The sequence below is a fragment of the Streptomyces sp. NPDC046215 genome (genome assembly GCF_040646215.1).
Taxonomy (GTDB): Bacteria; Actinomycetota; Actinomycetes; order Streptomycetales; family Streptomycetaceae; genus Streptomyces; species Streptomyces stramineus.
This window is the reverse complement of record NZ_JBEYZW010000021.1, coordinates 24,627-50,815: the sequence shown is the minus strand read 5'-3', so window position 1 is coordinate 50,815 and position 26,189 is coordinate 24,627. Positions and strand designations below refer to the sequence as shown.

22 protein-coding genes are annotated in these 26,189 nt (G+C 70.5%); 11 read left to right on the top strand and 11 right to left on the bottom strand.

All coding sequences use genetic code 11. The features are described from left to right. The first annotated feature begins 90 nt into the window (after nucleotides 1-90). Nucleotides 91-915: an SLATT domain-containing protein gene (locus ABZ951_RS12245; protein WP_344089754.1), complete on the top strand. Its 825-nt coding sequence runs from the start codon at nucleotides 91-93 to the stop codon at nucleotides 913-915. Nucleotides 916-973: 58 nt separating this feature from the next. Here ABZ951_RS12245 and ABZ951_RS12240 read toward each other — a convergent pair whose 3' ends face one another. After that, the gene (locus ABZ951_RS12240; protein ID WP_344089753.1) at nucleotides 974-2,200 is read right to left on the bottom strand and encodes an amidohydrolase family protein; all 1,227 of its coding nucleotides are present in this window, start codon (nucleotides 2,198-2,200) and stop codon (nucleotides 974-976) included. 689 nt (nucleotides 2,201-2,889) lie between these two features. Between ABZ951_RS12240 and ABZ951_RS12235 the strand changes: the two genes are divergently transcribed. Next, nucleotides 2,890-3,444 carry a hypothetical protein gene (locus ABZ951_RS12235; RefSeq protein WP_344089752.1) on the top strand — a complete coding sequence of 185 codons (555 nt, stop codon included), beginning with the start codon at nucleotides 2,890-2,892 and terminating at the stop codon, nucleotides 3,442-3,444. 477 nt (nucleotides 3,445-3,921) lie between these two features. On the opposite strand, the gene ABZ951_RS12230 is transcribed toward ABZ951_RS12235, so the two are convergent. Both ABZ951_RS12230 and ABZ951_RS12225 read right to left on the bottom strand, forming a co-directional pair. Further along, nucleotides 3,922-5,229, bottom strand: coding sequence for a hypothetical protein (locus tag ABZ951_RS12230; protein WP_344089751.1), 1,308 nt, complete (start codon nucleotides 5,227-5,229; stop codon nucleotides 3,922-3,924). 868 nt (nucleotides 5,230-6,097) lie between these two features. Continuing rightward, nucleotides 6,098-6,559, bottom strand: coding sequence for a hypothetical protein (locus ABZ951_RS12225; protein WP_344089750.1), 462 nt, complete (start codon nucleotides 6,557-6,559; stop codon nucleotides 6,098-6,100). Between the two features lie 307 nt (nucleotides 6,560-6,866). Here ABZ951_RS12225 and ABZ951_RS12220 point away from each other — a divergent pair, with 307 nt between their 5' ends. Beyond that, entirely contained in the window at nucleotides 6,867-7,814 is a 948-nt protein-coding gene (locus ABZ951_RS12220) for a hypothetical protein (protein WP_344089749.1), read from the top strand. A gap of 118 nt (nucleotides 7,815-7,932) precedes the next feature. Then, nucleotides 7,933-9,471 (top strand): amino acid permease, encoded by a 1,539-nt coding sequence (locus tag ABZ951_RS12215; RefSeq protein ID WP_344089748.1) that lies wholly within the window; start codon nucleotides 7,933-7,935, stop codon nucleotides 9,469-9,471. Nucleotides 9,472-9,534: 63 nt separating this feature from the next. Here the strand turns inward: ABZ951_RS12215 and ABZ951_RS12210 are convergent, their stop codons facing one another. Then, nucleotides 9,535-10,353 carry a polysaccharide deacetylase family protein gene (locus ABZ951_RS12210; protein ID WP_344089747.1) on the bottom strand — a complete coding sequence of 273 codons (819 nt, stop codon included), beginning with the start codon at nucleotides 10,351-10,353 and terminating at the stop codon, nucleotides 9,535-9,537. A 467-nt stretch (nucleotides 10,354-10,820) separates the two neighbouring features. On the opposite strand from ABZ951_RS12210, the gene ABZ951_RS12205 reads away from it, so the two are divergent. From ABZ951_RS12205 to ABZ951_RS12185, 5 genes are all read left to right on the top strand, one after another. Continuing rightward, nucleotides 10,821-11,777 carry a diiron oxygenase gene (locus ABZ951_RS12205; protein ID WP_344089746.1) on the top strand — a complete coding sequence of 319 codons (957 nt, stop codon included), beginning with the start codon at nucleotides 10,821-10,823 and terminating at the stop codon, nucleotides 11,775-11,777. Between the two features lie 43 nt (nucleotides 11,778-11,820). Next, a complete protein-coding gene (locus ABZ951_RS12200; protein WP_344089745.1) occupies nucleotides 11,821-12,570 on the top strand; it encodes a helix-turn-helix domain-containing protein in 750 nt (249 codons plus the stop codon). A 75-nt stretch (nucleotides 12,571-12,645) separates the two neighbouring features. Continuing rightward, nucleotides 12,646-13,410, top strand: a complete 765-nt coding sequence (locus ABZ951_RS12195) for an AAA family ATPase (protein ID WP_344089744.1) — start codon at nucleotides 12,646-12,648, stop codon at nucleotides 13,408-13,410. 59 nt (nucleotides 13,411-13,469) lie between these two features. Continuing rightward, complete coding sequence (locus tag ABZ951_RS12190; protein WP_344089743.1) at nucleotides 13,470-13,739, top strand: hypothetical protein; 270 nt, start codon at nucleotides 13,470-13,472, stop codon at nucleotides 13,737-13,739. A 174-nt stretch (nucleotides 13,740-13,913) separates the two neighbouring features. Continuing rightward, nucleotides 13,914-15,068 (top strand): NlpC/P60 family protein, encoded by a 1,155-nt coding sequence (locus ABZ951_RS12185; protein WP_344089742.1) that lies wholly within the window; start codon nucleotides 13,914-13,916, stop codon nucleotides 15,066-15,068. A gap of 55 nt (nucleotides 15,069-15,123) precedes the next feature. Here ABZ951_RS12185 and ABZ951_RS12180 read toward each other — a convergent pair whose 3' ends face one another. From ABZ951_RS12180 to ABZ951_RS12160, 5 genes are read right to left on the bottom strand one after another with little or no spacing between them, the layout of a single operon-like run. Further along, a complete protein-coding gene (locus ABZ951_RS12180) occupies nucleotides 15,124-16,386 on the bottom strand; it encodes a styrene monooxygenase/indole monooxygenase family protein (protein WP_344089741.1) in 1,263 nt (420 codons plus the stop codon). Between the two features lie 59 nt (nucleotides 16,387-16,445). Further along, a complete protein-coding gene (locus tag ABZ951_RS12175) occupies nucleotides 16,446-17,057 on the bottom strand; it encodes an ATP/GTP-binding protein (RefSeq protein WP_344089803.1) in 612 nt (203 codons plus the stop codon). A 16-nt stretch (nucleotides 17,058-17,073) separates the two neighbouring features. Continuing rightward, on the bottom strand, nucleotides 17,074-17,478 hold the full coding sequence (locus ABZ951_RS12170; protein ID WP_344089740.1) for a DUF742 domain-containing protein: 405 nt from the start codon (nucleotides 17,476-17,478) through the stop codon (nucleotides 17,074-17,076). Beyond that, complete coding sequence (locus ABZ951_RS12165) at nucleotides 17,475-17,981, bottom strand: roadblock/LC7 domain-containing protein (RefSeq protein WP_344089739.1); 507 nt, start codon at nucleotides 17,979-17,981, stop codon at nucleotides 17,475-17,477. Before ABZ951_RS12165 ends, ABZ951_RS12170 begins: the two co-directional genes overlap by 4 nt. Further along, nucleotides 17,978-20,503, bottom strand: coding sequence for a nitrate- and nitrite sensing domain-containing protein (locus ABZ951_RS12160; protein ID WP_361279760.1), 2,526 nt, complete (start codon nucleotides 20,501-20,503; stop codon nucleotides 17,978-17,980). Before ABZ951_RS12160 ends, ABZ951_RS12165 begins: the two co-directional genes overlap by 4 nt. A 300-nt stretch (nucleotides 20,504-20,803) precedes the next feature. On the opposite strand from ABZ951_RS12160, the gene ABZ951_RS12155 reads away from it, so the two are divergent. Next, nucleotides 20,804-21,577: a protein phosphatase 2C domain-containing protein gene (locus tag ABZ951_RS12155; protein WP_344089737.1), complete on the top strand. Its 774-nt coding sequence runs from the start codon at nucleotides 20,804-20,806 to the stop codon at nucleotides 21,575-21,577. 166 nt (nucleotides 21,578-21,743) lie between these two features. On the opposite strand, the gene ABZ951_RS12150 is transcribed toward ABZ951_RS12155, so the two are convergent. After that, nucleotides 21,744-22,217, bottom strand: coding sequence for a MarR family transcriptional regulator (locus ABZ951_RS12150; RefSeq protein WP_344089736.1), 474 nt, complete (start codon nucleotides 22,215-22,217; stop codon nucleotides 21,744-21,746). 266 nt (nucleotides 22,218-22,483) lie between these two features. Here ABZ951_RS12150 and ABZ951_RS12145 point away from each other — a divergent pair, with 266 nt between their 5' ends. Beyond that, complete coding sequence (locus ABZ951_RS12145) at nucleotides 22,484-23,371, top strand: lysozyme (protein WP_344089734.1); 888 nt, start codon at nucleotides 22,484-22,486, stop codon at nucleotides 23,369-23,371. A 71-nt stretch (nucleotides 23,372-23,442) separates the two neighbouring features. Here ABZ951_RS12145 and ABZ951_RS12140 read toward each other — a convergent pair whose 3' ends face one another. Next, entirely contained in the window at nucleotides 23,443-26,187 is a 2,745-nt protein-coding gene (locus ABZ951_RS12140; RefSeq protein WP_344089733.1) for a M4 family metallopeptidase, read from the bottom strand. Between the last annotated feature and the right edge of the window lie 2 nt (nucleotides 26,188-26,189).

Genomic DNA, 26,189 nt, shown 5'->3' with positions numbered 1-26,189 from the left:
GCTGCGGATGCATCGGCAGGCCGCTGGCAGTCCCCTACGCCTCAGCCACCCGCAGTGACTCACCCCCCACAAAGAGAAAGGATACGGACGATGGAGGTCGCTTCACAGGAAACAACAGCCAGAGTAGAGGCCCTTATTGCGCACAAGAAGCGCATAGCCGAACTCAGAGTAGCCTTTCGAATTAGGACTCTCCAGACGATCACACGCTGGTCATCCGGGGCTATTGCAGCAGCTTTACTCTTCGCTCTCATCGTCGCAAACGTAGCCGTCGGATGGTCCACACTCGCCCTCGCAAATAAGATCGCCATCCCCATCTTCGCACTCGCCCTTGGGACCTTCTGGGTGGTCCGTTCCGTAGAGACCAACGCAATGCACCTCTACAAAAAAACGGCACGCGAGCTGAAGATCGAACTTGAAGCAGCGGAAGAGCTGCGCCTCTTGGACGCCGCGCGTCTCGGTCTTCCAGTCCCAGATCGCCAATACTCTTACAAGGACTCAATCCCAGCGGAGCTCGAAGGTCTACGAAAAGACGGAAGGAAGTACAGAAGGAAGCACAACTTCGCCCAAACCGTCATCATCGTTGGGTCACTGGGTGGAACCGCCGTCACCGCCCTCGCCGACACGCCAACCCCGATCAAGTATTGGGCCATGGGAATCACGTTCGCCGTGGGTGTTGCGGCAGGTTTCACCGGTTACTACAAGTGGCGTGAGCGGGCGTTCTACCTTCAGCAGACCGCAGACGACATCGAACGTCACGCTACAGCGTTTGAGTTGGGCATTTACCCCTACGACGACGATGACGAGCACACTAGGCTTGCCAAGCTCGCCAAGGAGATCGAACTCCTAAGAGTCGAGCAGCGCAAGCGCGAGCAGCAGCTTGACCAGCCACACGAAGGGAGCGCAGAAGTTGTCTAAAGCTATAGACTTGACCCCCGATGGATGGGTTCCCCGAGACTACAGTCGTTAACTGCCTTCAGGGTGTTCGATCGACATCAATTGACAGGCCCAGCATGCGAATGGCATTCCCTCGAAGAACCTTGTACACGACCTCGTCGGGAAGATCTGCCACGTGCTCGGCCGCCACCTGCTTCGTATGCGGCCACGTCGAATCGACATGCGGGTAATCGGTCTCGAACGTGGCGTTGTCGACACCCACCGTCTCGATGGACTCGATCCCGTGCCTGTCGCGGAAAAAGCAGCAGAAGATCTGCCGGTAGTAGTACGTCGACGGGGGCTCGGGAACCAGGTCACGGACACCGCCCCAGGCGCGATGCTCCCGCCAGACGTCGTCGGCGCGCTCCAGGGCGTAGGGGATCCAGCCCATCTGCCCCTCGCTGTAGGCCAGGGTGAGCCGGGGAAAGCGGACGAGGACGCCGCTGAAGAGGAAGTCCGCCAGCGATGACATCGCATTGTTGAAGCTCAGGGTCGCCTGCACAGCCGGCGGCGCGTCCGGCGAGGCCGCCGGCATCTGGGACGACGACCCGATGTGCATGTTGACCACGGTCCCGGTCTCCTCGCAGGCGGCGAAGAACGGATCCCAATAGCCGGAGTGGATGGACGGCAGGCCGAGGTACGTCGGGATCTCGCTGAAGGTCACCGCGCGTACGCCGCGGGCGGCGTTGCGCCTGATCTCGGCGACGGCAAGATCGACGTCCCACAGCGGGATCAAGCACAGCGGGATGAGCCGACCACCACTGTCACCGCACCACTCCTCGACCATCCAGTCGTTGTAGGCGCGGACGCACGCGAGCGCGACCTCCTTGTCCTGCGCCTCGGCGAAGGTCTGCCCGCAGAAGCGGGGGAAGGTCGGGAAACAGAGAGACGCCTCGACGTGGTTGAGGTCCATGTCCTCCAACCGGGCCTTCGGGTCCCAGCAGCCGCGGCGCATCTGCTCACGGGTGATGCCGTCGAGGGTCATCTCGTCCCGGGAGAACCCCACGGCGGCGATGATGCGCTTGTACGGGTAGATCAGCCCCTCGTACTCCCACCAGTCGGTGACCTGGCCGTCCGGATCAGTGGTGAAGCGGTACTTGCCTCCGACGTACTTCAGGTCCCCGATCCCCGCGGTGAAGGGCTTGGGCCCCCGGTCGCGGTACTTCGAGGGGAGCCACGCTTCGAAGAGGTGGGCCGGCTCGATCACGTGATCGTCCACGCTGATGATCCTGGGGAGTTCCTTCACGTCAGGCGTGTTCGGACCCATGGCGTCCCCCTTCACAGCGACTGCATTGGGCGATATCTGACGCCCCGTCAGTTCGAAGCTACTCGTGGGCTCCAACACCAGCAAGGGAGCAGGCACCACGCCGTCGGCCGCAGCACCGCACGGGTCGCTGAAAGACCAAGCCGCCCACAGGATGCCGAGCCCGGCAGGACCAGCGATCCAGTCGCTGCCCGTGACGCCGAACTCCAGAACCCGCCAGCCCCAAAGGAGCTCGTCCGTTCGCACTCAGTTGGCTGACGAACACCTAGACACGCATGGTCGGCTGAGCAGCCGGCGCCACGATCAAGACATCCCCCAGAAGGGCCCCACCAGCAAGGCCAGGGGGCTCCTAACCTCGTTGTTCCGCGATCCCCGGGGGTGACTGATGCTGGGCGAGGAGCAGAAGCTAGCAATCACCATCGGAGGGCTACTGCTGGTCGGCGGCGTGCTGATCAGCCAAGCGCTATTGGGGACTTGGCCGACCTTCTCCGTCGCAGCCACGGTCTTTGTAGGTGCCTACGTGGCGCCGCGGCTCCTCCAAGAGTTGACCATCCGACGATTCGGACGACAACTTCGACGCCAGTTGGGCGCCCACCGTAGGCCGTGACCACGATGGCCGAAAGGAGACGACCACCCGACCAGGGCGCACTCCTAAGATCCTCTAGACATCTTTAGGAGTCTGGGGGACCCCGGTGGGGCCGGTCGAACAGCTCGTGACAGTCGCCGCGGTGATACTCGGCGGGCTGACCACACACCTGACGAACGCCCTGGCGGAGCGACGCCGCAAACGGGACCAGCTCTTGACCCGGTGGGACGACAAGAAGCTTGAAGCCTACGCAAGCTACGTCGAGCGGATCAGGACGAGCATCTTCCTCGCCGTCGAGCTCTACGAGCACCGTGAGGGCCTCCGTGAGCGCCGGCGAGACGAGGCGGAGATCAAAGCGGAGATAGCGGAGGCGGGACACCTCCGCGGCCGGGCCTTCGAGCGAATCATGCTGCTAGGCGGCGACGAGGTCGTCGAGGCAGCTCACGATCTCAATGCGATGACCCTAGAAGTCGACTGGCAGGCGCACGGCAGGATCACAGGAGGTCTGGAGGAGTGGCGGGAGCGCAACCGGGCGGTGTTCCGCGCGATCAACGCCTTCCACGACGCAGCCCGAACGGACCTCGGGGTTAGCGGCCGGGTCACCGGCGGGCAGCATCCTGATCGAGATCTTCTCTTGCCACCTATGCGACAGGATGGCTAGAGGCTGGCCTTCTGCCAGCTCACGGACGACCACCGTGTGGGACCTCGGTCCAGGCTTTCGGCCATCCTCGGCCCGCCTCCCGGCCCATGTCTCGCGTCGGGCAAGGACCTGGAGAGATGCGTGTACATCGCGGTTAGGTCCAAAGCCCGCCTGAGTTGCGGAGCAGTGTGCGGCTCGGTGGTCAGGCACGGACCCAGACCGGGGAGTCCATGGGCCGAAGCCGCACCCCGCCCTCTTCCTGTCGCCATCTTTTGAGCGCACTGTCCACAGAGAAGGGGGCCGCTGTGGGCCGGCTCTCTGTCCGGCGTTACCAAGACCGCGGTTCACGGAGACACTGCGGGCCGCCACGGGCAAACACTCTGGCGATACCCGGCTCCACCGCAGGTCACCGCCGTTGTTTCGCCGAACGAGGCGCCGCAGTCGCATCCCGGTCGGGTCAACTGGCCGTTATCTGGACTTCGTAAAATCACCCGAAATCTACTTGGAAGAACGCTCCTCGAGCGAGCGGAGATCGCGATCCATACCAAGAGTCCGCAACAACACAGTCAGCTCATCCAATCGATCAGACCGATAGAGAACAAAATCGTCCATAACGAGATCAATCAAATCACCTACACCCTCCTGGCGTAGAAATTTGAGGACATGCGGAATTCTCTCAAGGCTCAGATTCCGAATTTCAGCAAGAACGATCTCCGCCTGAGGCTCCTTCAATTTAGGAAGAACCCTGGCGAGAACTTCAAATCTCTCCACTTTCTGCTGCCTAGCCAGATTTGATAGCAGCGCCTCAGCCCTGGCGCGATCCTGCGCAAAATCCATCAATTTCAACATCTCAAAGACACCATCCGCGCTGCACTTCCAGGCGAACGCTGCAATCAAAGCATCATCCATTGTCCGCCAAGCTAGACGCCCGCTAGCCTCATTCCTCTCACTCACTCTCCTAGCAAGGTCGTAAACGTCAACGACCGTAAGATTACTAGGCGCGCGATGAAGGAACTGAAATACGCTATCAACAAATCCTGCCCTCAAGAGCAGATCGATTGTCTTACACATTTCATCGATTCCACAATCGATGGACATTCGCTTCAAAATATTGTGCCTCAGGAGGCCGTCCTCACTGTCGGAGGATCTAATCACCATCGCGGCTATTTCCTTAGGGGTTTTCCCGTCAAGGGACACCCTCGCCACCCTCGACACATCAACTCCAGCAGCGCCCCGCGAATCTGACTCACGCCATCGCAGATCAAAATTTCCATTTTTTTTGAGCTCAACGATCTCCGCTTGCAATACCCCAATGAGGCTCTGCGCCTTTTTCATCTCCTGCTGCATCGCCGAACGATCCCCCTCACTCTCACCAAAGGAAATCGTACCCGTAGAGTCTTCGACACTTTCAAGCATTCGCTCAAGTCGCTGGCACTTCTCCGCCGCCTCGATGCTCATTTGATGCGCAACTCTGAGTTGCTCTTCCAGCCGCTCCACTTCACGACGCAGACGATCAACTTCGCCCGATTGCTTGGAGAGGTTTTCTTGAAGCTCCCCCGAAATTTGCGCGAACTCCATCCTTTCGGTCGTCCAGGAGATTTCAAGCTGCTTCCGTTCCGTTTCAAGCTCTGCAATCCGATGTTGGCGAGCCTGCAACGCTTCGAGCAATGCTTGTTCCCGCACCTCGGCCTGCTGATGGGCCCTGTCGGCGTCTTCAAGCTGATCCTGCAAGATCTGAACTTCATAGAGGGTTGCGTTGCTGACCCGCAACGCTGCTCTATGCAGGCTCTTGATGTGGCTAAGCACCTCTGCCTGGACAGGCTGCTGGCGAGCCTCCGCCAAGTCCTCCAGGAGGCCTTGCACAAACTCCCATGGGGGCACCCGGCTTCCGTTGAAGTATCGGGAAACGGAGCCTGCGTCACAGTAACGACGAAGGGCGTACCGCCGTACCGACAGCCCTAAGCCTTCAAAGACCTTCCGGAGAGCCTCGGCCAACTCCCTCGACTCCAGCGGCAAGTCTGCACTGACCGGCTGCAACGCGTACCGCGACAAACTGTCCCCCTCACGGATGGCTGCTGTTGCAGCCCATGGCAACGTGTGCTTACTGCCGCAACACCCCTCCTACATACCACTCTGATCAGGCCGGCGACGCCCAGTTGCAGCCATCCGTTAGGAGATCGAGTGAACCCGTCATCCAGTACCTCATGGCCTCAACTCTTGGAGTGGCTCCAAGCCTGGTCGGCCCTGGCAACGAGCTCCGTATCGTCGAACAGCAGCGACACGGTTCTTTTGTTGACGTCAGTGATACTGCTCATGACCGCCGTGCAGAACCGGCGGTAGTCCGCAGGCCCTCCGCCAGCTACTACCAGACCAGGATTGCCCGTCGAGCTAGGCCTGGCGGGCGAGGCCACCTCAGCCGTCAGTCTCGGCTCTCCGCCACAGGCCCGACACAGTCGCGCATCTGGGCACCACCGGGAGGACTCTGGGCAGGCCAAAGGCATCAGGACGCGGATCAACACACCCCCTCCGGAGCCGTGTGCGCAGGTTCGAATCCTGCCGGGGGCACTTCGCGAGAAGTGTTCGAAGACCCCGCCGTCAGCGAGTTCGCTGACGGCGGGGTCTTCGCGTATGTACGGCTGTACGGCCGCGTCCGCGGCTCAGTCCCCCATCCCCCTCAGTGATTGGTCCCCGACGCCCAGACCGCGCGGCTGCCGTCGTAGATCACGACGTTGCCGTCGTCCTGGACGACCAGGCGTGAGCCCGGGTGGCCGGCGGTTCTGGAGTTCCAGGCCGGGCGGTCGGAGCGGGTGTAGACGACGAAATTGCCGTCCGTCTGGAAGCGGGCCGTCCAGCCCTGGCCGACCGTGTTGGACGCCCAGCGGGCCCGGTTGAACTCGTCGTAGATGACCAGGTTGCCGTCCGACTGCATGACGAGGCGGGCCGTGTCGGAGCTCACCGACTGGTTGTGGCCGAGGGTGAAGGGGGCGTGGTACGTGCGGGTCTCCTGCGTGCCCGGCTTCGCCGTCGTAGCGGTCGGCGGGGCGCCGGGGTGGGAGGGGGCCGCGCTCGCCTGGCCGGCGAGGGCCATCGCGGTGAGAGCGGTCGTCGCGAGCAGGGTGGTGACTTTCTTCCCCACGGGAGAACTCCTTGCGTCAGGTAGTTCCTGCGCCCGTGCCCGGGTGGGCACCGCACCCGGACTCTGGCACCACGCCGTGCCGCGAGGAGGCACCCCTCACCGCCGTGACGTGTTCGCATCACTCTTTGACCTGAAACGCGGCGGCCCGGGCGGCACCCCTCCCCCGTCCCGCCCCACCCGTTACGCCACCACGGCCGGTCGTTGCGGGGTATGGTGCCGCCTCGTGGGGCGGGTGTGGTTGCCCCCGATCTCAAGTGCACCTGAACAACGACTAATTGACGATTAATCAATTCAGGGGCGGGGTCCTATGAGGTTCCGGCGCGGTGGTGGGGAGCGGCTGGACCGGCACCCGGCCCGGGACGACCTGCCGTTGCGGTCCGTGCTGGAGGACGCCGCGATGGGGCGGTGGGAAGGGCCCCGGGACCTGCTGGCCGTCACCGGGCAGGACTGGGACCGGCGGATCTTCCGGTTGCAGGTGCTGGCCCGGGCCGGGGCGCCGCTGCGGTTCGCCGACACCTGGGCCCGTGCCGAGCCCCGGTCGGCGGACGCGCTGGCGCTGCTGGCCCACGTGCGGGCGGTGCGGTCGATGATCAGCGGGGTGGCCGAGGGGCGGGCGGAGATGGAGGGGGCCTGGGCCGGCTGTCTCGCCGCCGCCGAGGCCGAGCCCGCCGACCCCTCGCCCTGGGTGGTGATGCTCGCCCTCATCCGGGTCCACGCCCCCGGCCGTGACGTGCTGCGGCAGGTCTGGGCCGAGGTCGAGGCGCGGGACCCGTACAACCGCGAGGCCCATCACGAGGTGCTCACCTATTTCTTCAGCCGCAACCACGGCTCCGGTGCCGAGATGTTCCACTGGGCGCAGGAGCGGGCCGACACGGCGCCCAAGGGGCTGCCGCTCGCCACGCTGCCGCTGGTGGCGCTCGCGGAGACGCACCGGCACCGGATGGAGACCGAGGCCGGCAGCTACGGCCTGACCATCCACCCCTGGATCGACTGCCCGCACCTCGACCACGTGCTGGAGCACTGGTGGCGGCACCGGGCTCCGATCCCCCACGCCCAGTTCATGGACGACGCCAACTACCTTGCGCACGCCCTGGCGTTCGCGGGACGGCACGCCGAGGCGTACGAGGTGTTCCGGGCCATCGGCCCGTACGCCTCGGACGTGCCCTGGTCCTACTGCGGCGACGCCCGGGAGCTCTTCCTGCGCCACCGGGAGTGGGCTCTGCGCGCCGTCCGCGCCTCCCCCCGCCGCACCTAGGCACGACCCGCGTTCCGCTGCGTACCGCACCGCACGTTCCTTGACCGTTCGCCACGAGGATTCGCCACACGAATTCCGAGAATTCGTCACGAGAATTCGTCACGAGAAAGAGAATCGCGTGCCACTCGACGCCCCAGGGGTCTCCGACGAGGAGCGCCTCCAGCAGCTCGGCTACACCCAGGTCCTGGCCCGCCGGATGTCCGGTTTCGCCAATTTCGCCGTGTCGTTCACGATCATTTCCGTGCTCTCCGGCTGCATGACGATGTACGGCTTCGGGATGCGCACCGGCGGCCCGGCGATGCTCACCTGGGGGTGGATCGCCGTCGGCGCGATGACGCTGGTCGTCGGGCTGTCGATGGCGGAGGTGTGCTCGTCGTACCCGACGTCCGCGGGGCTGTACTTCTGGGCGCACCAGATGGCGCCGGAGCGGTCGCGGGCGGCGTGGGCGTGGTTCACCGGCTGGTTCAACGTCCTCGGGCAGGTCGCGGTGACCGCGGGCATCGACTTCGGGGCCGCGACGTTCCTCAACGCCTACCTGGACCTGCAGTTCGGCTTCGCGGCCACGCCCGGGCACACGATCGCGCTGTTCGGCGTGGTGCTCCTGCTGCACGCCGTGCTGAACACCTTCGGGGTGCGGCTGGTGGCGTTCTTGAACTCGGTGAGCGTGTGGTGGCACCTGATCGGCGTGGTGCTGATCGTCGGCGCGCTGGTGCTGGTGCCGGACCACCACCGGTCGACGTCGTTCGTCTTCACCCACTTCGTGAACGACACGGGCTGGGGCTCGGGGCTCTACGTCGGCCTGCTGTCGCTGCTCGTCGCCCAGTACACCTTCACCGGCTACGACGCCTCGGCCCATATGACCGAGGAGACCAACGACGCCGCCGTCGCCGGGCCGCGCGGCATCGTGCGGTCGATCTGGGTGTCGTGGATCGCCGGGTTCGTCCTGCTGGCGGGGCTGACGTACGCGATCCAGGACTACGCCGGTTCGGTCGGCACGGCGACCGCGGTGCCGCCGGCGCAGATCTTCATGGACGCCCTGGGGGCCTCGGCCGGGAAGCTGCTGCTGCTCGTGGTCATCGCGGCGCAGCTCTTCTGCGGGATGGCCTCCGTCACCGCGAACTCCCGGATGATCTACGCGTTCTCCCGGGACGGGGCCCTGCCCTTCTCCCGCGTCTGGCACCGGATCAACCCGCAGACGCGGACGCCCACGAACGCCGTGTGGCTCGCCGCCGGGGGCGCCTTCGTGCTGGGACTGCCGTTCCTGATCAACTCCACGGCGTACGCGGCCGTCACCTCCATCGCCACCATCGGCTCGTATCTGGCCTACGCCGCGCCGACCCTGCTGCGGGTGCGCAAGGGGGACGCGTTCGAGCGCGGGCCCTGGCACCTGGGGCGGTGGTCGCGGCCCGTCGGGATCGTGGCCATCTCCTGGGTGGCGGTGATCACGGTGCTGTTCATGCTGCCGCAGTCCGGTCCGGTCACCGTGGACACCTTCAACTACGCGCCCATCGCCGTGGCCGCCGTCCTCGGCTTCGCGGGTACCTGGTGGCTGGTGTCGGCCCGGCGGTGGTTCCTCCGGCCGGGGCATCCGCGCAACGCCGCCGCGCTCCGGGAGCCGGTCGCCCCGCCGCAGGCGACCGACGCCTTCCGCTGGTAGCCGCGCCCGGCAGCCGTGGCCGCCGTCCCCGCCGCCGGGTCGCGGCGGGGAGGCGGAGCGGGGTCAGATCTCCGGGAAGGCGAACGCGTAGCCCTGGTCCTTGAGCCAGGGCAGGAGCTCCTCCAGGGCCGTGACGGTCTGGCTGCGGTTGCCGCCCCCGTCGTGGAAGAGGACCGTGGGGCCCTCGCGCAGGTCGCGCTTGACCGTCTCGACGATGCGGGCGGAGCCGGGGTTCTGCCAGTCGTGGGTGTCGACGCTCCAGCCGAGCGGGCGCATGCCGTGGGAGGCCGCGACCTCCCGGCTGTAGGGGGTGAAGGCGCCGCCGGGCGCCCGGTAGTAGCGGACCTCGACGTCCTTGCCCGCGGCGTCCCGGATCATCTTCAGGGCGTCGAGGACCTGCTCCTTCTGGTACTCCTCGGAGCGCTGGTCCATGGCGGTGTTGTGGTCGACGGAGTGGTTGCAGAGGCGGTGCCCGGCGGCGACGACCTTCTTGACGAGTGCGGGGTACTCCTTCGCCCGGGTGCCGACGATGCAGAAGGTGGCCTTGACGTCGTACCGCTTCAGCAGGCCGAGCACCTTCTCCGTCCAGACCGGCTCGGGCCCGTCGTCGATGGTGATGTTGACGACCTTGCCCTTGCTCTCGCTGCCGTGCGAGATCTCGGCGGACACCCGGGCCGGCGCGGTGGTGCGGCCGGCGCCGGGGGACGCCGTGCCGGGGGTGCCGCCGGGTTTGCCGTCGCTCTTGCCGGTGCCCTGGATCCGGCCGGGTGCCCCCGTGTCCTCGGTGGCCATGGCCACGCAGCCCGGTATCGTCGCGGCGAGCGCCAGAACCGATACCGTCGCCATCACGAGGTGTCGCCTCCGGGCGGTGAGTCGCGCCATGAACTTCCCCTCCCTCGTAGGGTGTTCTCCGAAGCCCGCGTAGCTATGCGTCGGCGCTCATGCGCGTACGCGTAGGTGCACCCCAAGACGTTCGCGCCGAAAAGAAGGTTCCAAGGAGCCGCGGGGCTCTCCGCGCTGTGTTAACGCGCGTGGGGCCGGGAGGAAAGGTTCTTGCGGCGACAGGGTTCTGATGGGGCTTCAGTTGTCTCGGCGGCCCCGCCACCCCCGGCCATCACCGCTCCGATCTCCGCCTTTTTCCGCGCCCTTCCCCCGGGCGAATCTTTGTGCGTCAAACCGTCCGGTCACCCCTGGCCCACGAGGTGCACCCCCACGGCCCTTGCGCTCACGGCCCGTTGACGGCAACGCGCACCGGCCGACAGGTGCCGCCAAGGGATTGACTGGCTTGCTGACAGGTAGTCTCATAAGACGGTGACCGCGGGTAACCCACAGACGAGGTGTCCTCAGCCATGACCCCCGAGACCGCCGGGACCGCCGGCACCACCGACACCGCGCACCCCTCGCTCCGGGACGCGCTCGGTCCGCTCAAGGACCGCGAGAAGGTCGCCGAGCGCCTGCTGGAGTCCTCCGCCAAGCACTCCTTCGACCCGGACGCCGCACTGGACTGGGACGCGCCCCTGGAAGAGGGCAAGTGGTTCTGGCCGCCGGAGCTGCTCTCCCTCTACGACACTCCGCTGTGGCGGCGGATGTCGCAGGAGCAGCGCCTCGAACTCTCCCGGCACGAGGCCGCCTCGCTCGCCTCCCTCGGCATCTGGTTCGAGATCATCCTGATGCAGCTGCTGGTGCGGCACATCTACGACAAGCCCGTGACCAGCGCGCACGTCCGCTACGCCCTCACCGAGATCGCTGACGAGTGCCGGCACTCGAAGATGTTCGCCCGCATGGTGGAGAAGTCCGGCAGCCCCACGTACCCGGTCTCCGCCACGCACCACAACCTCGCCCGGATCCTCAAGACGATCTCCACCACGCCCGGTTCGTTCGCCTGCACCCTCCTCGGCGAGGAGATCCTGGACTACATGCAGCGGCTGACGTTCCCCGACGAGCGGGTGCAGACGCTCATCCGCGGCGTCACCCGCATCCACGTCGTGGAGGAGGCCCGCCACGTGCGCTACGCCCGCGAGGAGCTGCGCCGCCAGATGGTGACGGCGCCGCGCTGGGAGGCGGGGCTGACCCGGCTGAGTTCCGGCGAGGCGGCACGGGTCTTCTCGCTCGCCTTCGTCAACCCCGCCGTCTATACGAACGTGGGCCTCGACCGGCGGGAGGCCGTCACCCAGGTGAGGGCGAGCGGCCACCGGCGCGAGGTGATGCAGACGGGCGCCAAGCGGCTCACCGACTTCCTGGACGAGATAGGCGTCATGCGGGGCGTGGGCCGCCGGCTCTGGCGGAGCTCCGGACTCCTCGCCTGAATCGGCCGTTTCCCCGTCGCGGGCGGCGGTTACGCTGCGGTGCATGAACGGCAGCGGAACCGCCCCGGCAGCACCGACTCCGCCCCGCCCCGCCTACCGCAGGCTCGGCGTGGAGGAGCGCCGCACCCAGCTGATCGCGGCCGCGCTCGTCCTCTTCGCGCACCGCCCGCCGGAGGAGGTCTCGCTGGACGACGTGGCGGCCGCCGCCCAGGTGTCGAGGCCGCTCGTGTACCGCTACTTCCCCGGTGGCAAGCCCCAGCTCTACGAGGCCGCGCTGCGCAGCGCGGCCGACGATCTCGAACTGTGCTTCGCGGAGCCCCCGACCGGCCCCCTGAGCGGCCGGCTGGCCGCCGCGCTCGACCGCTACCTGGCCTTCGTCGACGAGCACGACGCCGGGTTCAGCGCGCTGCTGCGGGGCGGCAGCGTCGCCGAGACCTCCCGCACGGGCGCGATCGTGGACGGGGTGCGGCGGGCGGCGGCCGTGCAGGTCCTGACCCATCTGGGCGTGCCGGAGCCGGGGCCCCGGCTGCGGATGACGGTCCGCACGTGGATCACGGCCGTCGAGGCCGCCTCGCTGATCTGGCTGGACGAGGGGAAGCAGCCGCCGGTGACGGAGCTGCGCGACTGGCTGGTGGAGCACTTCGTGGCCCTGCTCACCGTGACGGCGGCGGGCGACGAGCAGACGGCCCGGGTGACGCGGGCGGCGCTCGCCCTGGAGCCCGCGGACGGGCCGGTGGGGCGGCTGGCGCGCCGGGTGACGCCGGTGGTGGCGGAGGCGGGGCACCTGCTCTGACGCCCGCGCCCACCGCCCCGGGGTGCCCACCGGGCCGGAGGCGGATTGTCAGACCCCCGTCCTAGGCTCGTTGCCATGCTCGTTCGCCGCGCTTACGTACCGCAGGAGTCGCCCGGTCTCGCCGAGGGCGGGGGGCCGGGCGCCTGGCCCTGGTCCGTGCCCTGTGTGAAGGAACTCCTCGGCGACGGCATCACCTTCGACGCCCCCGTCACCTTCCTCGTGGGGGAGAACGGCTCGGGGAAGTCCACGGTGGTCGAGGCGGTGGCGGAAGCCTTCGGGCTGGACGGGCGCGGCGGCCGCGCCGGCCGGAAGTACGGGAACGACCGTGAGCCCTCGCCGCTCGGCAGCGCCCTGCGGCTGGACCTCACCTCGGCCGGCTCCCGCATGGCGACGGGCCCCCGGCGGCGCAAGAAGGGCTATTTCCTGCGGGCCGAGACGGCGTTCGGCCTGATGGAGACGGTGTGGGGGCTGCCGGGCTACTGGGAGGAGAACACCTCGGAGATGAGCCACGGCGAGGGCTTCCTCACCGTCTTCGAGGCGATGTTCAAGGAGCCCGGCCTGTACGTGATGGACGAGCCGGAGGCCGCCCTGTCCTTCGCGTCCTGTCTGCGGCTGATGGCGCTGATGCACCGGCTGGGCCGTTCCGGGGCGCAGGTGATCTGCGCGACGCACTCGCCCGTCCTCGCCTCGACGCCCGGGGCGCGCATCCTGGAGGTCGGCGAGCACGGCATCACGCCGGTCGCGTGGAGCGAGCTGCTGCTCGTGGACCACTGGCGGCGGTATATGAGCGACCCGGAGGCGTATCTGCGGCACCTGATACCGCCGGACGAGCGGGGCTGATCCGCTCAGGCGGCCGTACGGAGGCGGGCCGGGGCGCCGGGCTGACGGAGACTGGTGGGGTGAGAAGCGAAGATACGCCCTTTGTGGGCGGGCCCCTGGACGGGCGCGTACTGCCGGTACTCCTCGGTGCCACCGGCCAGCCGCCGAAGACCTACGAGGTCCCGGTGCCCGGCGAGGACGGCGAGGCCCCCACGGTCCTGGTGTACCGGCGGGTCCAGGCGGGCGCGACGCGGCGGCTGGGGCTGCCGAAGGGCTGGAGGTACGAGTACGACCCCGAGGGCAGGCCGGGCGGCGGCCTCAAGTGGCCATGGTCGCGCCCGGGGGCATAGGGGGCGCACGGACCGCGGGCCGGTTTCCGGGCGCGGCCCGGCCGTGCGGGTGGCCGCGGACCACCCGGGAGTGACCGGGTTAGGCGGATTCGCCCACACGACCGCCGCACGGCGGGCCACCGTGGCACGATCTTCCGTGGGCAAACGATCACGCCCCGATCCGGAGGTGAGCCCGTGTCAGGACGGTTCGTGCGCTCGGTCTGCACGGCGGCGCTGGTCGCCGGCGCGGCCGCGTCGCTCGTACTGCAGGCGCCCCTGGCGTCGGCGGCACCCGCCGCCCGGCCCAGCCCGCCCGACCAGTCCGTCAGTGCCCTGCTCTCCCGGCTCCAGTCGCTCTACCGCAAGGCCGAGGAGGCCACGGAGACGTACAACGCGACCGAGGAGAGACTGAAGAAACAGCGCGCAAAGGCCGGCAGGCTCAACGACCGCCTCGCCGACGCCCGGATCGCCCTCACCGACAGCCGCGACGCCGCCGGGCGGCTCGCCCGGGAGCAGTACCAGGGCAGCCACGGCACCCTCTCCCCGTACATGACGTTCCTGCTGAGCGAGAACCCCGAGCAGGTCCTCGACCGCGGGCACCAGATCGACCGGGCGGCCGGGCAGCGGGCCGCCACGGTGGCCCGGCTCACGGGTGACGCGCGGCGCGCGGCCGAGCTCGCCGCCGAGGCGCGGGCCGCCCTCCACGAGCAGCAGACCCTCGCGGCGCGGCAGAAGAAGCAGCGCGACGAGGTGCGCGAGAGCCTCGCCGGCGTCGAGAAGATGCTGGCCTCCCTGACCGGTGAGCAGCTGGCCGAGATCCGCAGGCTGGAGCAGCGGGACATAAGCGAGGCCCAGCGCGCCCTGCTCGCCTCGGGCCGCCTGGGCGGGGCGAAGGCGCCGTCGGAGGAGGGCGGCAAGGCGCTGGAGTACGCGTTCAAGCAGGTCGGCAAGCCGTATGTGTGGGGGGCGGCGGGGCCGAACTCCTTCGACTGCTCGGGGCTGACGTCCCAGGCGTGGGCGCACGCCGGTGATGCCATCCCCCGTACGAGCCAGGAGCAGTGGCGGACGCTGCCGAAGGTCTCGCTGAACGAGCTGCGCCCCGGTGACCTGGTGGTCTACTTCCAGCGGGCGACGCATGTGGCGCTGTACATCGGCAACGGCCTCGTCATACAGGCGCCCCGCCCGGGCGCGTCGGTGAAGGTCTCGCCGATCGCCGCGAACCCGCTGCTGGGGGCGGTGCGCCCGGACGCGGGCAAGGCCTCGCTGCGTCATTACGTGCCGCCGAGCCTGCCCGGCTGGGCCCTGTCCGGCTCGGACACCGGCTACGGCTCGGCGGAAGCGCCGGGGTAGCGGCCCGGCCATCGGACAGGGGGCGAAGGCCCGCGGCCCACGCCCCCTGTCCGGTTCACACCGGGCTCTTGGCCTCTTCCGCCACCCGCGCCACGTAGGCGGCCGTCCGTGCCGCGTCGTAGAAGTAGCTGTCGAAGTCCGCGGGGTCGTCGAAGCCGCCGGCCAAGCGGTCCGCGACCGGCTGGAGGCGCCCGGCCGCGCCCAGGAGGTCCAGGACGTGGGCGGGCGGTGGCGCGAGCATCGCGTTGGACCACGCGGTGGCGTGCCGGGCCGTGGACCAGTGGCGGTCGAAGGTCTCCTGCATCCACCCGATATCGAACGGCCGTTCGCCGTGGTCGAGGATGGAGGCCAGGTAGGAGGCCGCGCATTTGGCGGCCGCGTTGGCGCCCTGCCCGGTGAGCGGGTCGTCCGCGACGACGGCGTCCGCCACGCCCAGGACGGCCCCGCCCGAGGGCAGGTGCCCCACGGGGTGGCGGACGGTCGGGGTGTGGCAGCCGCTGAAGGTGGCGTGGGCGTCGGTCAGCTCGACCTCCGTGGCCCGCGCGTACTCCCACGGGGTGAAGCGCTCCATCAGCTCAAGGGTGGCCGTCAGGTGTTCGCCGGGGCTCATGGGCCCCTGGAAGACGTCGAGCGGGCCGCCGGGGATCGCTTCCCAGCAGAGGATGTCGGCGCGGCCGGTGAGGGTGAGGGTGGGGACGACCAGGAGCTCACCGACGCCGGGCAGGAAGTTGCAGGTCACGGCGGTGAGGTCCGCGTGCTCGGGCCGGGGGGCCAGCCCGTGGACGTAGGCGGCGGCCAGGGCTCGCTGCGGGGCGGTGTACGGGGAGCGGGTGGCGTCCCGGCCGAACAGGGCGGCCAGCTCGCCCTTGCCGGAGGCCACCAGTGCCAGGTCGTAGCGGCCGGCGAGGAAGTCCAGGTCGGAGACGGTGGCGGCGTGGATGACGAGGCGGCCGCCGCGCTCGGCGAAGGTGTCGAGCCACCCGGCCGTCTTCAGCCGCTGGTCGACGGACTCGGCGGGGTGTGCGAGGCGGCCGACCCAGTCGACGGCCCGCCGGTGGGCCCCGTCCGGGCCGGGCCCGGCCACCGAGACGCCCACGCCCCCGATGGGCGGGGCCTGGCCCGCCCAGAAGTCCAGGCCCAGCTCACGCTCGTGGCGCAGCGCGGTGGGGAAGAGGCACTGGGTGGACATCACCCGGCCGGAACGCATCTCCTCGGCGGTGCGGTTGGACATCAGGGTGACGTCGTAGCCGTGGGCCTGGAGGCCGAGGGCGAGTTGCAGGCCCGACTGGCCGGCTCCGACGATGAGGATCCGTCGCACGCGTCCGATCCCTTCTCACGCGGGCTGAAGCGGGTTCGGCGTAGGGGCGGGCCCGGCGGTCATCCGGGGGTGGCGTCGAGGGCCCGTCCGACGAGGATGAGCAGGGTGTCGACGACCGCGATGCGCTGCCGGGCGTCCATGGTGACCATCGGCACCTGCCGGGGCAGGGACAGCGCCTCGCGCACCTCCTCCGTGTCGTAGCGTTCGGTGCCCTCGAAGTGGTTGACGGCGACGATGTAGGGCAGGCCGGCGCTCTCGAAGTAGTCGAGCGCCGGGAAGCACTCCTCCAGCCGCCGGGTGTCGACCATGACGACCGCGCCGATCGCCCCGCGCACCAGGTCGTCCCACATGAACCAGAAGCGCTGCTGGCCGGGGGTGCCGAAGAGGTAGAGCACCAGGTCGGCGTCGAGGGTGATGCGCCCGAAGTCCATGGCGACGGTGGTCGTGGACTTCTCCGGGGTGGCGGTGGCGTCGTCGACGTCCTCCCCGGCGGTCGTCATGACCGCTTCGGTCCGCAGGGGGGTGATCTCGGAGACGGAGCCGACGAAGGTCGTCTTGCCGACGCCGAAGCCGCCCGCCACGACGATCTTCGTGGCGTGGGGGGCGCGGGTGCGGTCCGTCTGCCAGCCGCGGGCCGCATCGTCCGGGTCCGGTCCGCCGTCGGCCAGCAGGGTCTCGGTATCGAGGTCAGAGCCTGTGGAGTCCACCCAGCACCCTTTCCAGCAGCGCGCGGTCGGGCCGGCCGGTGCCGTGGCCGGTGTCGAAGACGCGGACGCTGCCCTGGTCGGCCAGTTCGAGCAGCAGGACCCGGACGACGCCCAGCGGCATCTTCAGCAGCGCGGCGATCTCGGCGACCGAGCGCAGCCGGCGGCACAGCTCCACGATGGCGCGGGCCTCGGGCAGGACGCGCGGGGTCAGCCCGCCGCCGGCCGGGGCCGGGCGGTCGCGGGGCGCGTCGAGGGGGGTGCCGGGGGTGTCGAGCGCCGCCACGAAGGTTTCCACCAGCAGGACCCGGCACCGGCGGGGGCGCCCGCCGGTGAGCGAGTACGGGCGGACCCGCGCCGGCTTGCGGAACAGCGCGGCTCGGCTCATTCGACCGCCTCCGCCGATTTCCGCAGCTCCCTGCGGAGTTCGGGCGTCAGGACGTGGCCGGCCCGGCCGACGAAGAGCGCCATGTGGTAGGCGACGACGCTCATGTCGCAGTCCGGGGCGGCGTGGACGCCCAGCAGGGAGCCGTCGCTGATGGTCATCACGAAGAGGCTGCCTTCGTCCATGGCGACGATCGTCTGCTTGACGACCCCGCCGTCCATCAGGCCGGCGGCGCCGGTGGTGAGGCTGCCCAGGCCGGCGACGATCGTGGCGAGGTCGCCGGTGGAGCCGCGCGGCCCCTCGGGCCGCGGGCCGCCGTGGAAGGCGGCCCGCTCGGGGTCGGAGGAGAGCAGCAGCAGGCCGTCGGAGGAGACGACGGCGACGGACCGTACGCCGGGCACCTCGTCGACGAGGCCGTCCAGCAGCCAGTGCAGATTGCGGGCTTCGGTGCTCAGCCCGTAGCCGACGGGGGTGACGGGGGTCGCCCCCCGGGAAAATGCAGTCAACCGCGTGCCTCCTCGACAGAGCCGCCCTCGGCCGGCGTCCCCGCTTGGTTCCGATCAGTGGTGCGTCCCGCCAGCTCGGCCGCGGCGTCACGCCGTCCGTCGGCCGCGCCCTGCTGGAACCCGGCCAGCTTGCGCCGCAGGGCCTCCGCGTCGACGCCCTTGCGCACCCTGGGGGGTTCGGTCCGCTGCGGCACGGCCCTGGGGGTGCGCCTGGGCAGGCCGTTGCCGGTGACGTCGGCGGCGCGGGGGGCGGGTCCGGGCGCCGGCGGGCGGGCGTGGCGGCCCGTGGAGGCGCCCCGTGCGGCCGGGAGCCCGGTGACCCGTATCGCGCTCTCGACCGCCCCGGCCGGGGGATCGGCCGGGTGGACGGGGGCGGCCAGGGACGGGGGTGAGGCGTGCAGCCCGGCGGGGCGGCGCGGGCGGCCCGGGAGGGCGTGGGGGCCGGGCTCGGCGACGGAGCCGGGGAGGCCGGTGAGGGGGCCGGGGGCCGGCGGGGTGTCGCCGAGGCCGGTGACGGCCGGGGGGCCGGCCGCCAGGACGGTCACGGGCAGGACGGCGACGGCCGCGACGCCGCCGGTCGTCTGCTCCCGCAGCTGGACGCGGACCCCGTGGCGGGCGGCGAGCCGCGCGACCACGTACAGGCCGAGGCCCAGGGGGGCGTCGCCGTGCTGCTCGGGGTGGCCCGCGTGGCCGGGCCGGTGGGCGAGCTCGGCCCGTCCGGCGCGCTCGGCCACGGACGGCGGCGGGCCCTGCGGGTCGGGGTCGGCGAGCAGGGCGTTGAGCTCCGCGAGCCGCTCGGGGGCCATGCCGATGCCCTCGTCCTGGACGCAGAGGACGATCTCGCCGCTCTCCAGGTACCAGCCGGAGACCTGGACCTGGGCGTCCGGCGGGGAGAAGGCCGTGGCGTTCTCCAGGAGCTCGGCCACCAGGTGGCTGACGTCCTCCGAGGCGCACCCGGCGAGGCGGGCGTGCTGCGGCAGGGACTGGATGCGCACCCGCTGATACCGCTCGATCTCCCCGACCGAGGCCCGCAGGACGTCCAGCAGCGGGGCGGGGCCGGCGCGGCCGGTGCCGCTCTCGGCACCCGCGAGCACCAGGAGGTTCTCGCTGTTGCGGCGCATGCGGGTGGCGAGGTGGTCGAGCTTGAAGAGGGTGTCCAGGCGCTCGGGGTCGGCCTCGTGGGCCTCCATGCCCTCGATCACGGCCAACTGCCGCTCGACGAGCCCGAGGGTGCGCAGCGAGAGGCCGACGAACATGCCGTGCGCGGGGTCGCTCTCCGGGCGCTCCGCCGGCCGGGCGGCCTCCTCCGCCGCCTCCCGGTGCCGGGCCAGCAGGACGTCCCGCTCCTCGGCGACGAGCTGCCGGGCGGCGATGAGGCGGGTGCGCTCGCTCTCCAGGGCGGTGATGCGCTCCTGCTGGCGGACGGCCGTCTCGTGCAGGACGTTCACCGACCGTACGGTCTCGGCGAATTCGTCGTCGCGGCCCTTGAAGGCGATCGGCTCCTCCGCGGCGGGGTCGGCGCAGACCCGGCGGGCGCCGAGCCGCAGCGCGGAGAGCGGCAGGGTGATGGAGCGGGCGGAGCGGATGCCGACGCCGAGGGCGAGCAGGAAGCACAGGGCCGCGGCCCCGCCGCGCAGCCCCAGCGCGGTGAGCTCGCTGTCGCGCAGCTCCTGCATCCGCCGCATCTCGGTGGCGTCGAGGGTGGTTTCGACGCCGCGCATGAGGACGAGGCGGGCGGTGAGCGCGGAGCGGACGGGCTTGGCGGACTGGTCGGCGAGGTCCTTCGCGGTGACCTGGGGCCGGGTGAGGTGCGCGAGGTGGCCCTCGGCGGTGTCGACGTCGGGTCCGCTGACCGTACGGACGTAGGCGTCACGGGACTTGGGCGACGCCAGACGGGCGAAGTCGGCGAGCGCGGCCCGCTCCCGGACGGCGCTCTCCTGGGCGGCGGCGGTCAGGGCGGGTGCCTCGCCGTGCGCGGCGAGGGCGCCGAGGAGCAGGGCGCGGGTGGCGGACGCCTCCTCGACCGCGCGCCCGAGGGGCGGCAGGGCGGCGGAGGCGCCGTCGCCGGGCCGGCGCTCGGCGACGGTGTCGGCCGCCTGGTGCAGGGCATGGACGGTGCGGGTGTAGGCGGTGAAGACACTGAGGGCGTCGCCGGTGCCGGTGAGGGCCTCGCGGCGGGTCTCGGGGAAGGCGTCGAGGAGGTGGCCCACGGCAGGGGGCGCCTGGTGGCGGTAGGCGGCGATCTGCCGGTCGACACGGGCGCGTTGGTCCTCGGAGGCGCCGCCTCCGGTGGGCCGGCCGCCGGCCGCGTGGGGGGTCATGGCGTCCCGCTCGTCCGCGAGGGCGTGGGCGAGGGTGAGGGCCGGGTCGTCGCCCCTGGCGAGGGAGGCGGTGCGCCGGGCGTCGAGGAGCTCCCGGGTCGCGTCCGCGAGCCCGAAGGCGCTCGCCCCGAGGACGGTGAGGGCGGTGACCGCGACGGAGGCGGTCAGCCGGTTACGTACGCGGGCGGTTCGCTCCCGCACCGCCGTGGACTGCCGCTCACGCTCGCCGCCCCGAAGCCGCTTCTTCCGCACCGGTGCTCACAATCTTCTCTCGCCTGTCCCACCCCTGGTACTGATTTGACCCTTTCAGCACCTCTGAGGGGCGGGTGCCCTTCAACCACCCAGCCACTCGAAGGAGTGAACATCGACTTGTGGTTGACGATTGGCTTGGTGTACTCGTCGCATACGGGCCAGGTCAGCACGTCACTTCAAGAACGCCGAGGGTGCCGACAGGATGCGCGCTCGTCCTCGAAGATTTCCGACATCCGGCACACTGACCCCATGCGCATCGAACTCGCCACCCAGCCGGGGGACCCCCACCACCCGAACGAGGACTTCGCGTCCGTGGCCCTGCCAGCCTCGGGCCGGGGTGGCGCGCTCGTCCTCCTGGACGGAGTGACCCCGCCGCCCTCGGGGGACACCGGCTGCGCGCACGGCGTCCCGTGGTTCACCGCCCGGCTCGGCGGGGCGCTGCTCGAACTGGCGGTCTCCGGGCGCGAGATGCCGCTCACCCGGTGCCTCGCGGAGGCGGTCTCCCGTACCGCCGGGGCGCATCGCGCCACCTGCGACCTGACCCACCGCCGCACCCCGCAGGCCACGGCCGTCCTGGCGCGCTGGGACGAGGAGCGGGTGGAGTACCTGGTGCTCTCCGACTCCGCCCTGCTCGTCGAGGCGCCGGACGGCACGGTGACGGCGGTGCTGGACGACCGCATCGACCGGCTCGCCGCGCTGGGCCCGGTGACGGACGCCCACCGCAACGCGGAGGGGGGCTTCTTCACGGCCGCCGCGGACCCGGCCGTGGCCGCCCTCGCGGTCACGGGCACGCTCCCCCGCACGGAGGTCAGGGCGCTCGCGGCGCTCACGGACGGCGCGGGCCGCTGGGTGGAGGTCTTCCGCGAGGGCGACTGGGCGGCGTGCTTCGCGATCCTGGCGAAGGAGGGCCCGCAGTCCCTCATCGACCGCGTCCGCGACGCGGAACGGTCCGACCCGGACGGCCGGGCCCACCGCCGGGGCAAGGCGCGGGATGACGCGGCGGCCGTCTACGCGGAGCTGTGACGCCTGCGGCTCGGGCTTTGCGCGGTCGTTCGGCTGCGGGCCGTCTGTGCCGCCTGCGGCGGCGGGCGCCCTGCGAGCGCGTCCTCAAGCTCCCCCAGCTAACGCTGGGAGGTGCCCCCGGACGGGCTGAAATCAGCCGGTACGGGGGCACCTCCTGGGGCACGCCCTACCCCTCCGCGCTCACATTCAGCTGTCGCAGCAGCCGCGCCAGCTCCGCGATCTCGCCGCGGTCCCAGCCGGCCAGTTTCCGGACGTACTGGTCCCGGCGGGCGTCGCGGACGCGGGTGAAACGGGCCCGGCCCTCGTCCGTGATCCGCACCAGGGAGGCGCGGCCGTCGGCCGGGTCCGGCTCGCGGGTGATCAGGCCGAGCTCGCACAGGGCGCGCAGCTGGCGGCTCATGGTGGCCTTGCCGACGCCGAAGTACGCGGCGAGGTCGGTGGCGCGCTGCTGCCCGGCGCTCTCCAGGCGGACGAGGAGGCCGTAGGCGGCGGCCTCCAGCTCGGGGTGGACCGCGCGGGCCATCTCGCCGGAGGAGGCGCGGGCCCGGCGCAGGAAGACGGCCAGTTCGCGCTCCAGGGAGAGGTACGCCTCGTCCACACCATTGCCGTCCTCGGGGGGCGGGGTCGTCGTCTGGTGCACGTCAGGGCCCTCTCCGGCGTTCCGGCTGCGAAATGGTCTGCGGCCGCGGTTCTTCACAGCGGCTCCGCCAGTATTTCGCAGGAACAGCCCAAGGGCGGCACCGCTCCCCCTTATTCCCGGCGCGTCCCCGGCCACGGATCGGGGTATGACATGGTCACAACAATGACGCCATGTCCGCTCAGCGACCGGCTTCCCCCGAATCCCCCTTCCCCCCAGCTCTCCCCAGTCTTCCCCCGGTCTCCCCCCACAAGCCCTCCGGAGCACCCATGCACGCGCTCAGACCCGGAGCGGCTCACCGCCGGCACCCCACTGCCGCCGGACGCCGTTCCGCCGTCCTGCACATCCTGCTCTCCTTACTCGCCTCCCTGGCCCTGCTGATCGCCCTGCCCGGTGCCGCGGACGCCGCGGGCACCACGGACAGGAGCAAGCGGCCCACCCACCCCGAGCGGGACTGGCTGGGCTCCACGATCCGCGCCCACGAGCGTCAGCCCTCCCCCACGGGCCTGCCGCAGCCCCCGCCGCTCGCCGCGTCCGTCGAGGGCGTGGACGTCAGCAGCCACAACGGCAACGTCCCCTGGACGACGCTGTGGAACAGCGGCAACCGCTTCGCGTACGTCAAGGCCACGGAGGGCACCAGCTACACCAACCCCTACTTCACGCAGCAGTACAACGGCTCGTACGCCGTCGGCATGATCCGCGGCGCGTACCACTTCGCGCTGCCGGACAACTCCAGCGGCACCGCGCAGGCGAACTACTTCGCCGACCACGGCGGCGGCTGGTCCCGCGACGGCCGGACGCTGCCGGGCGTGCTCGACATGGAGTACAACCCCTACGGGCCGGTCTGCTACGGCAAGAGCGCGAGCGCGCTCGTCGACTGGATCGGGGACTTCTTCCGCACCTACCGGGCGCGCACCGGGCGCGACGCGCTGATCTACACGTCGACCACCTGGTGGAAGCAGTGCACGGGCAACTACCGCGGCTTCGGGGCCGTCAACCCGCTGTGGATCCCGCGGTACGGGGCGTCCGTGGGGGAGCTGCCGGGCAGCTGGGGCTTCCACACCGTCTGGCAGTACACCGACACCGGTCCGACGGTCGGCGACCACAACCGCTTCAACGGCGCCTACGACCGCCTCCAAGCCCTCGCCAACGGCTGACGGCCACCGGCGGAAAGGCTCCGGGCCCCCGGCACATCGGCGCCGGGGGCCCGGTCACGTGCGCGGGCCGGTCAGCCGCAGCTGCCCGCCGGGCGGGTGCGGGTCACCAGGTCGGTGTAGCCGGTCGTGCCGTCGATCCAGATCACCTGCTTGCCGCCGGCGGCCGCGGGCGCCGCCTGCTCACCGCGGTTGCAGGAGACCCGTGCCCGGGACGAGCCGTCCGCCGCGAACTGCCACAGCTTGGACATCGTCTCGTTGCGGTACTCCGTGTCCGGCGCCTGCGAGGCGACCGTCACCGCCGTCTCCGAGGCCGTGAGGTCGTACGGGTGCAGCGCGCCCTCGCCCTTCTCCTTGCTCAGGTCCACCGCGCCCGTGCCGTCGAGGTTCGCCCGCCGCACGGCCATTTGCCCCTGGTCGTCGGTCTCGTCCACCAGCCAGAAGACATGGGTGGCGTTGATGCCCGTCTGCCCGACGGCCGCCGGGCTGCCGAGCTGGCCCATCACCGTCGTCCTGCCGCTCTTGGTGTCCAGGACCTCGACTGCGTAGCGGTAGGTGTCGCCCTCGGGGTAGAGCTTGGAGTAGGCGATCCTGCCGCCGCTGAGCGACGGCTGGCCGGTCAGCACCTCGTCGCGGCCGCCGTCCACCCAGGTCGGCTGCTTGTCGCCGGTGCGCAGGTAGCCGACGTGGCGGCCACCGAAGGCGGATCCCGCCTCGATGACGACGAGGTCGCCCTCGACCCGCAGCCCGCCGACGCCGTTCTCGGTGCTGTAGAGCTTCTTGGCCGGGCCGCCGGCGAGCGGCCGCGCGAGGACGTCGACCCCGGTGGCACCGAACGCCGCCCACACCACGGTCTTGCCGTCCGTGGCCGGGTTGACGTGGAAGCGCCCGTCGTTGGGGCTGATCAGCTTCGGGGAGCCCTTGCCGTCGGCGCGCCCGGCCCAGACCGAGTACGGCTCGGAGCCCTCGTCGTTCGAGCGGGAGGCGGCCCACCAGCCGCCGCCCGCGCCGACGCGCGAATCGGCGGTGTTGAGCCGGCCGGAGAGCAGGTCGGTGTCGACGCCGAGGGCCTGCTCCCAGTTCGGGACGATGCCGTGGGCGCTGAAGGAGCGCTTGACGACGTTCATGTCCTTGGCGGAGACCTTGAGCGCCTTGGCGGCGGCGAGGACCGCGGCGCGGCCCTCGGTGAAGCCGTCCAGCGGGGTCATGTACTCCGTCAGGGCCTTGTAGACGATCTGATCGGCGAGGGTACGGCCGATGTCCTCGCGGATGTCCCACAGGGCGCCCGAGAAGATGGTGGAGTTGAGGTGGACGCCGCCGTTGTCGGCGCCGAAGCCGACGCCCAGGAAGTTCTTGGCGGTCGTCGCGCCGTCGTTGAGGTCGCGGAAGGCGCAGGCGCGCGGGGCCTTCGTCCGGCAGAGGTCCTCGCCGAGCAGGCCCGCGGCCGGGTCGTCCATGGGCTTGCCGGACGCGTCCACGTCGATGGCGTTGCCCAGGTAGTCGGCGACGGCCTCGTTCAGGGCGCCGGACTGGCCGGCGTAGACGAGGTTGGCGGAATTCTCGACGACGCCGTGCGTCATCTCGTGGCCGACGACGTCCAGGTCGGCGGAGAGGGTCTTGTACTCCTCGTCGCCGCCGCCGTAGATCATCTTGGTGCCGTCCCAGAAGGCGTTGACGAGCGAGCCGCCGAACTGGGTGACGCCGACGAGGGAGTTGACGGTCATGCCCCGGCCGTCCAGGCTGTTCCGGCCGTGGACCTTCTGGTAGTAGTCGTAGACCTTGCCCGCGGCCCAGTGCGCGTCGACCGCGCCGGCCTCGGTGGCCTCCTTGCCGAAGTTCGGGGTCGGTGAGCCGAACTCCTTGATGCCGGCCGGCCACTGGCCGCCGGCGGCGTCTCCGACGTCGACGGTGCGCGCGTCCCAGGTGGACAGGAGGTTCTTGCTGGAACCCCACATCCGGGCGTGGTCGTTCATGACGTACTCGTTGCGGGCGGTGTCCTTGTACAGGCCGAGCTCGACCTGCGTGCCGTCGTAGCGGACGCCGGAGCCGGTGATGCCGGGGCTCACGTCCCCCGCGGCCCGGGCCGCCGCCTTCGCCGCCGCACCGGCCGCGGCCTTGGCGGACTCCTTGGTCAGGGGAGTCTTGCCGAAGGTCTTGAGGCCGCTGTACTGGAGGACCGGGTAGCCGGCCTCGGCGTCGATGTACACCTCGCGCAGCACGGGCCCGCCGGTGGCGGGGTCGGTGCCCCGGACGGTGACGTGCTGGGTGAGGACCCCGGCGCCCTTGGGCAGGACGACGAGGCCGCGGGCGGTGCCGGTCAGCGCCCGTGCCGCGGCGGTGGCGCCCTTGGCCCCGGGGATGTCGCCCTTGTCGAGCTTGCCGCCACCGAGGTCCCGCAGGGTGGCGTCGACGGCCCGGCGGACCGCCAGTTCCTCGCCGACCTCGGCCCGGGTGCCGGTCTTGAGCGCGGTGAAGTATTTGCCGGAGGTGCCGGTGACGACCCGCTTGCCGTCCTTCTTCTCCATCCGCACGACGTACTGGCCGCCCAGGACGTCCACGCCGCGGTGCTTCTGCTGGAGCCGGACGGTCTCCCCGGCGCCGGAGTTCACCGTCCGCACGGGCTTCAGGTCGCGGGCGGGGGCGGCGATGCGGTAGCGGCCCTCCTTCTCCGCGAGGTGCCCCCGCGCGGCGTCCGCGGCGCTCCCCGTGGCCTTGACGGCCTCCCGGATGCCGTCGACCAGTGCCGGGGTCGCGGTGCCCTTCCCCGGGATCACCTCGGCCGGGCCAGGGGGAGGCGCGGTGGCGGCCTGGGCGGGCACCG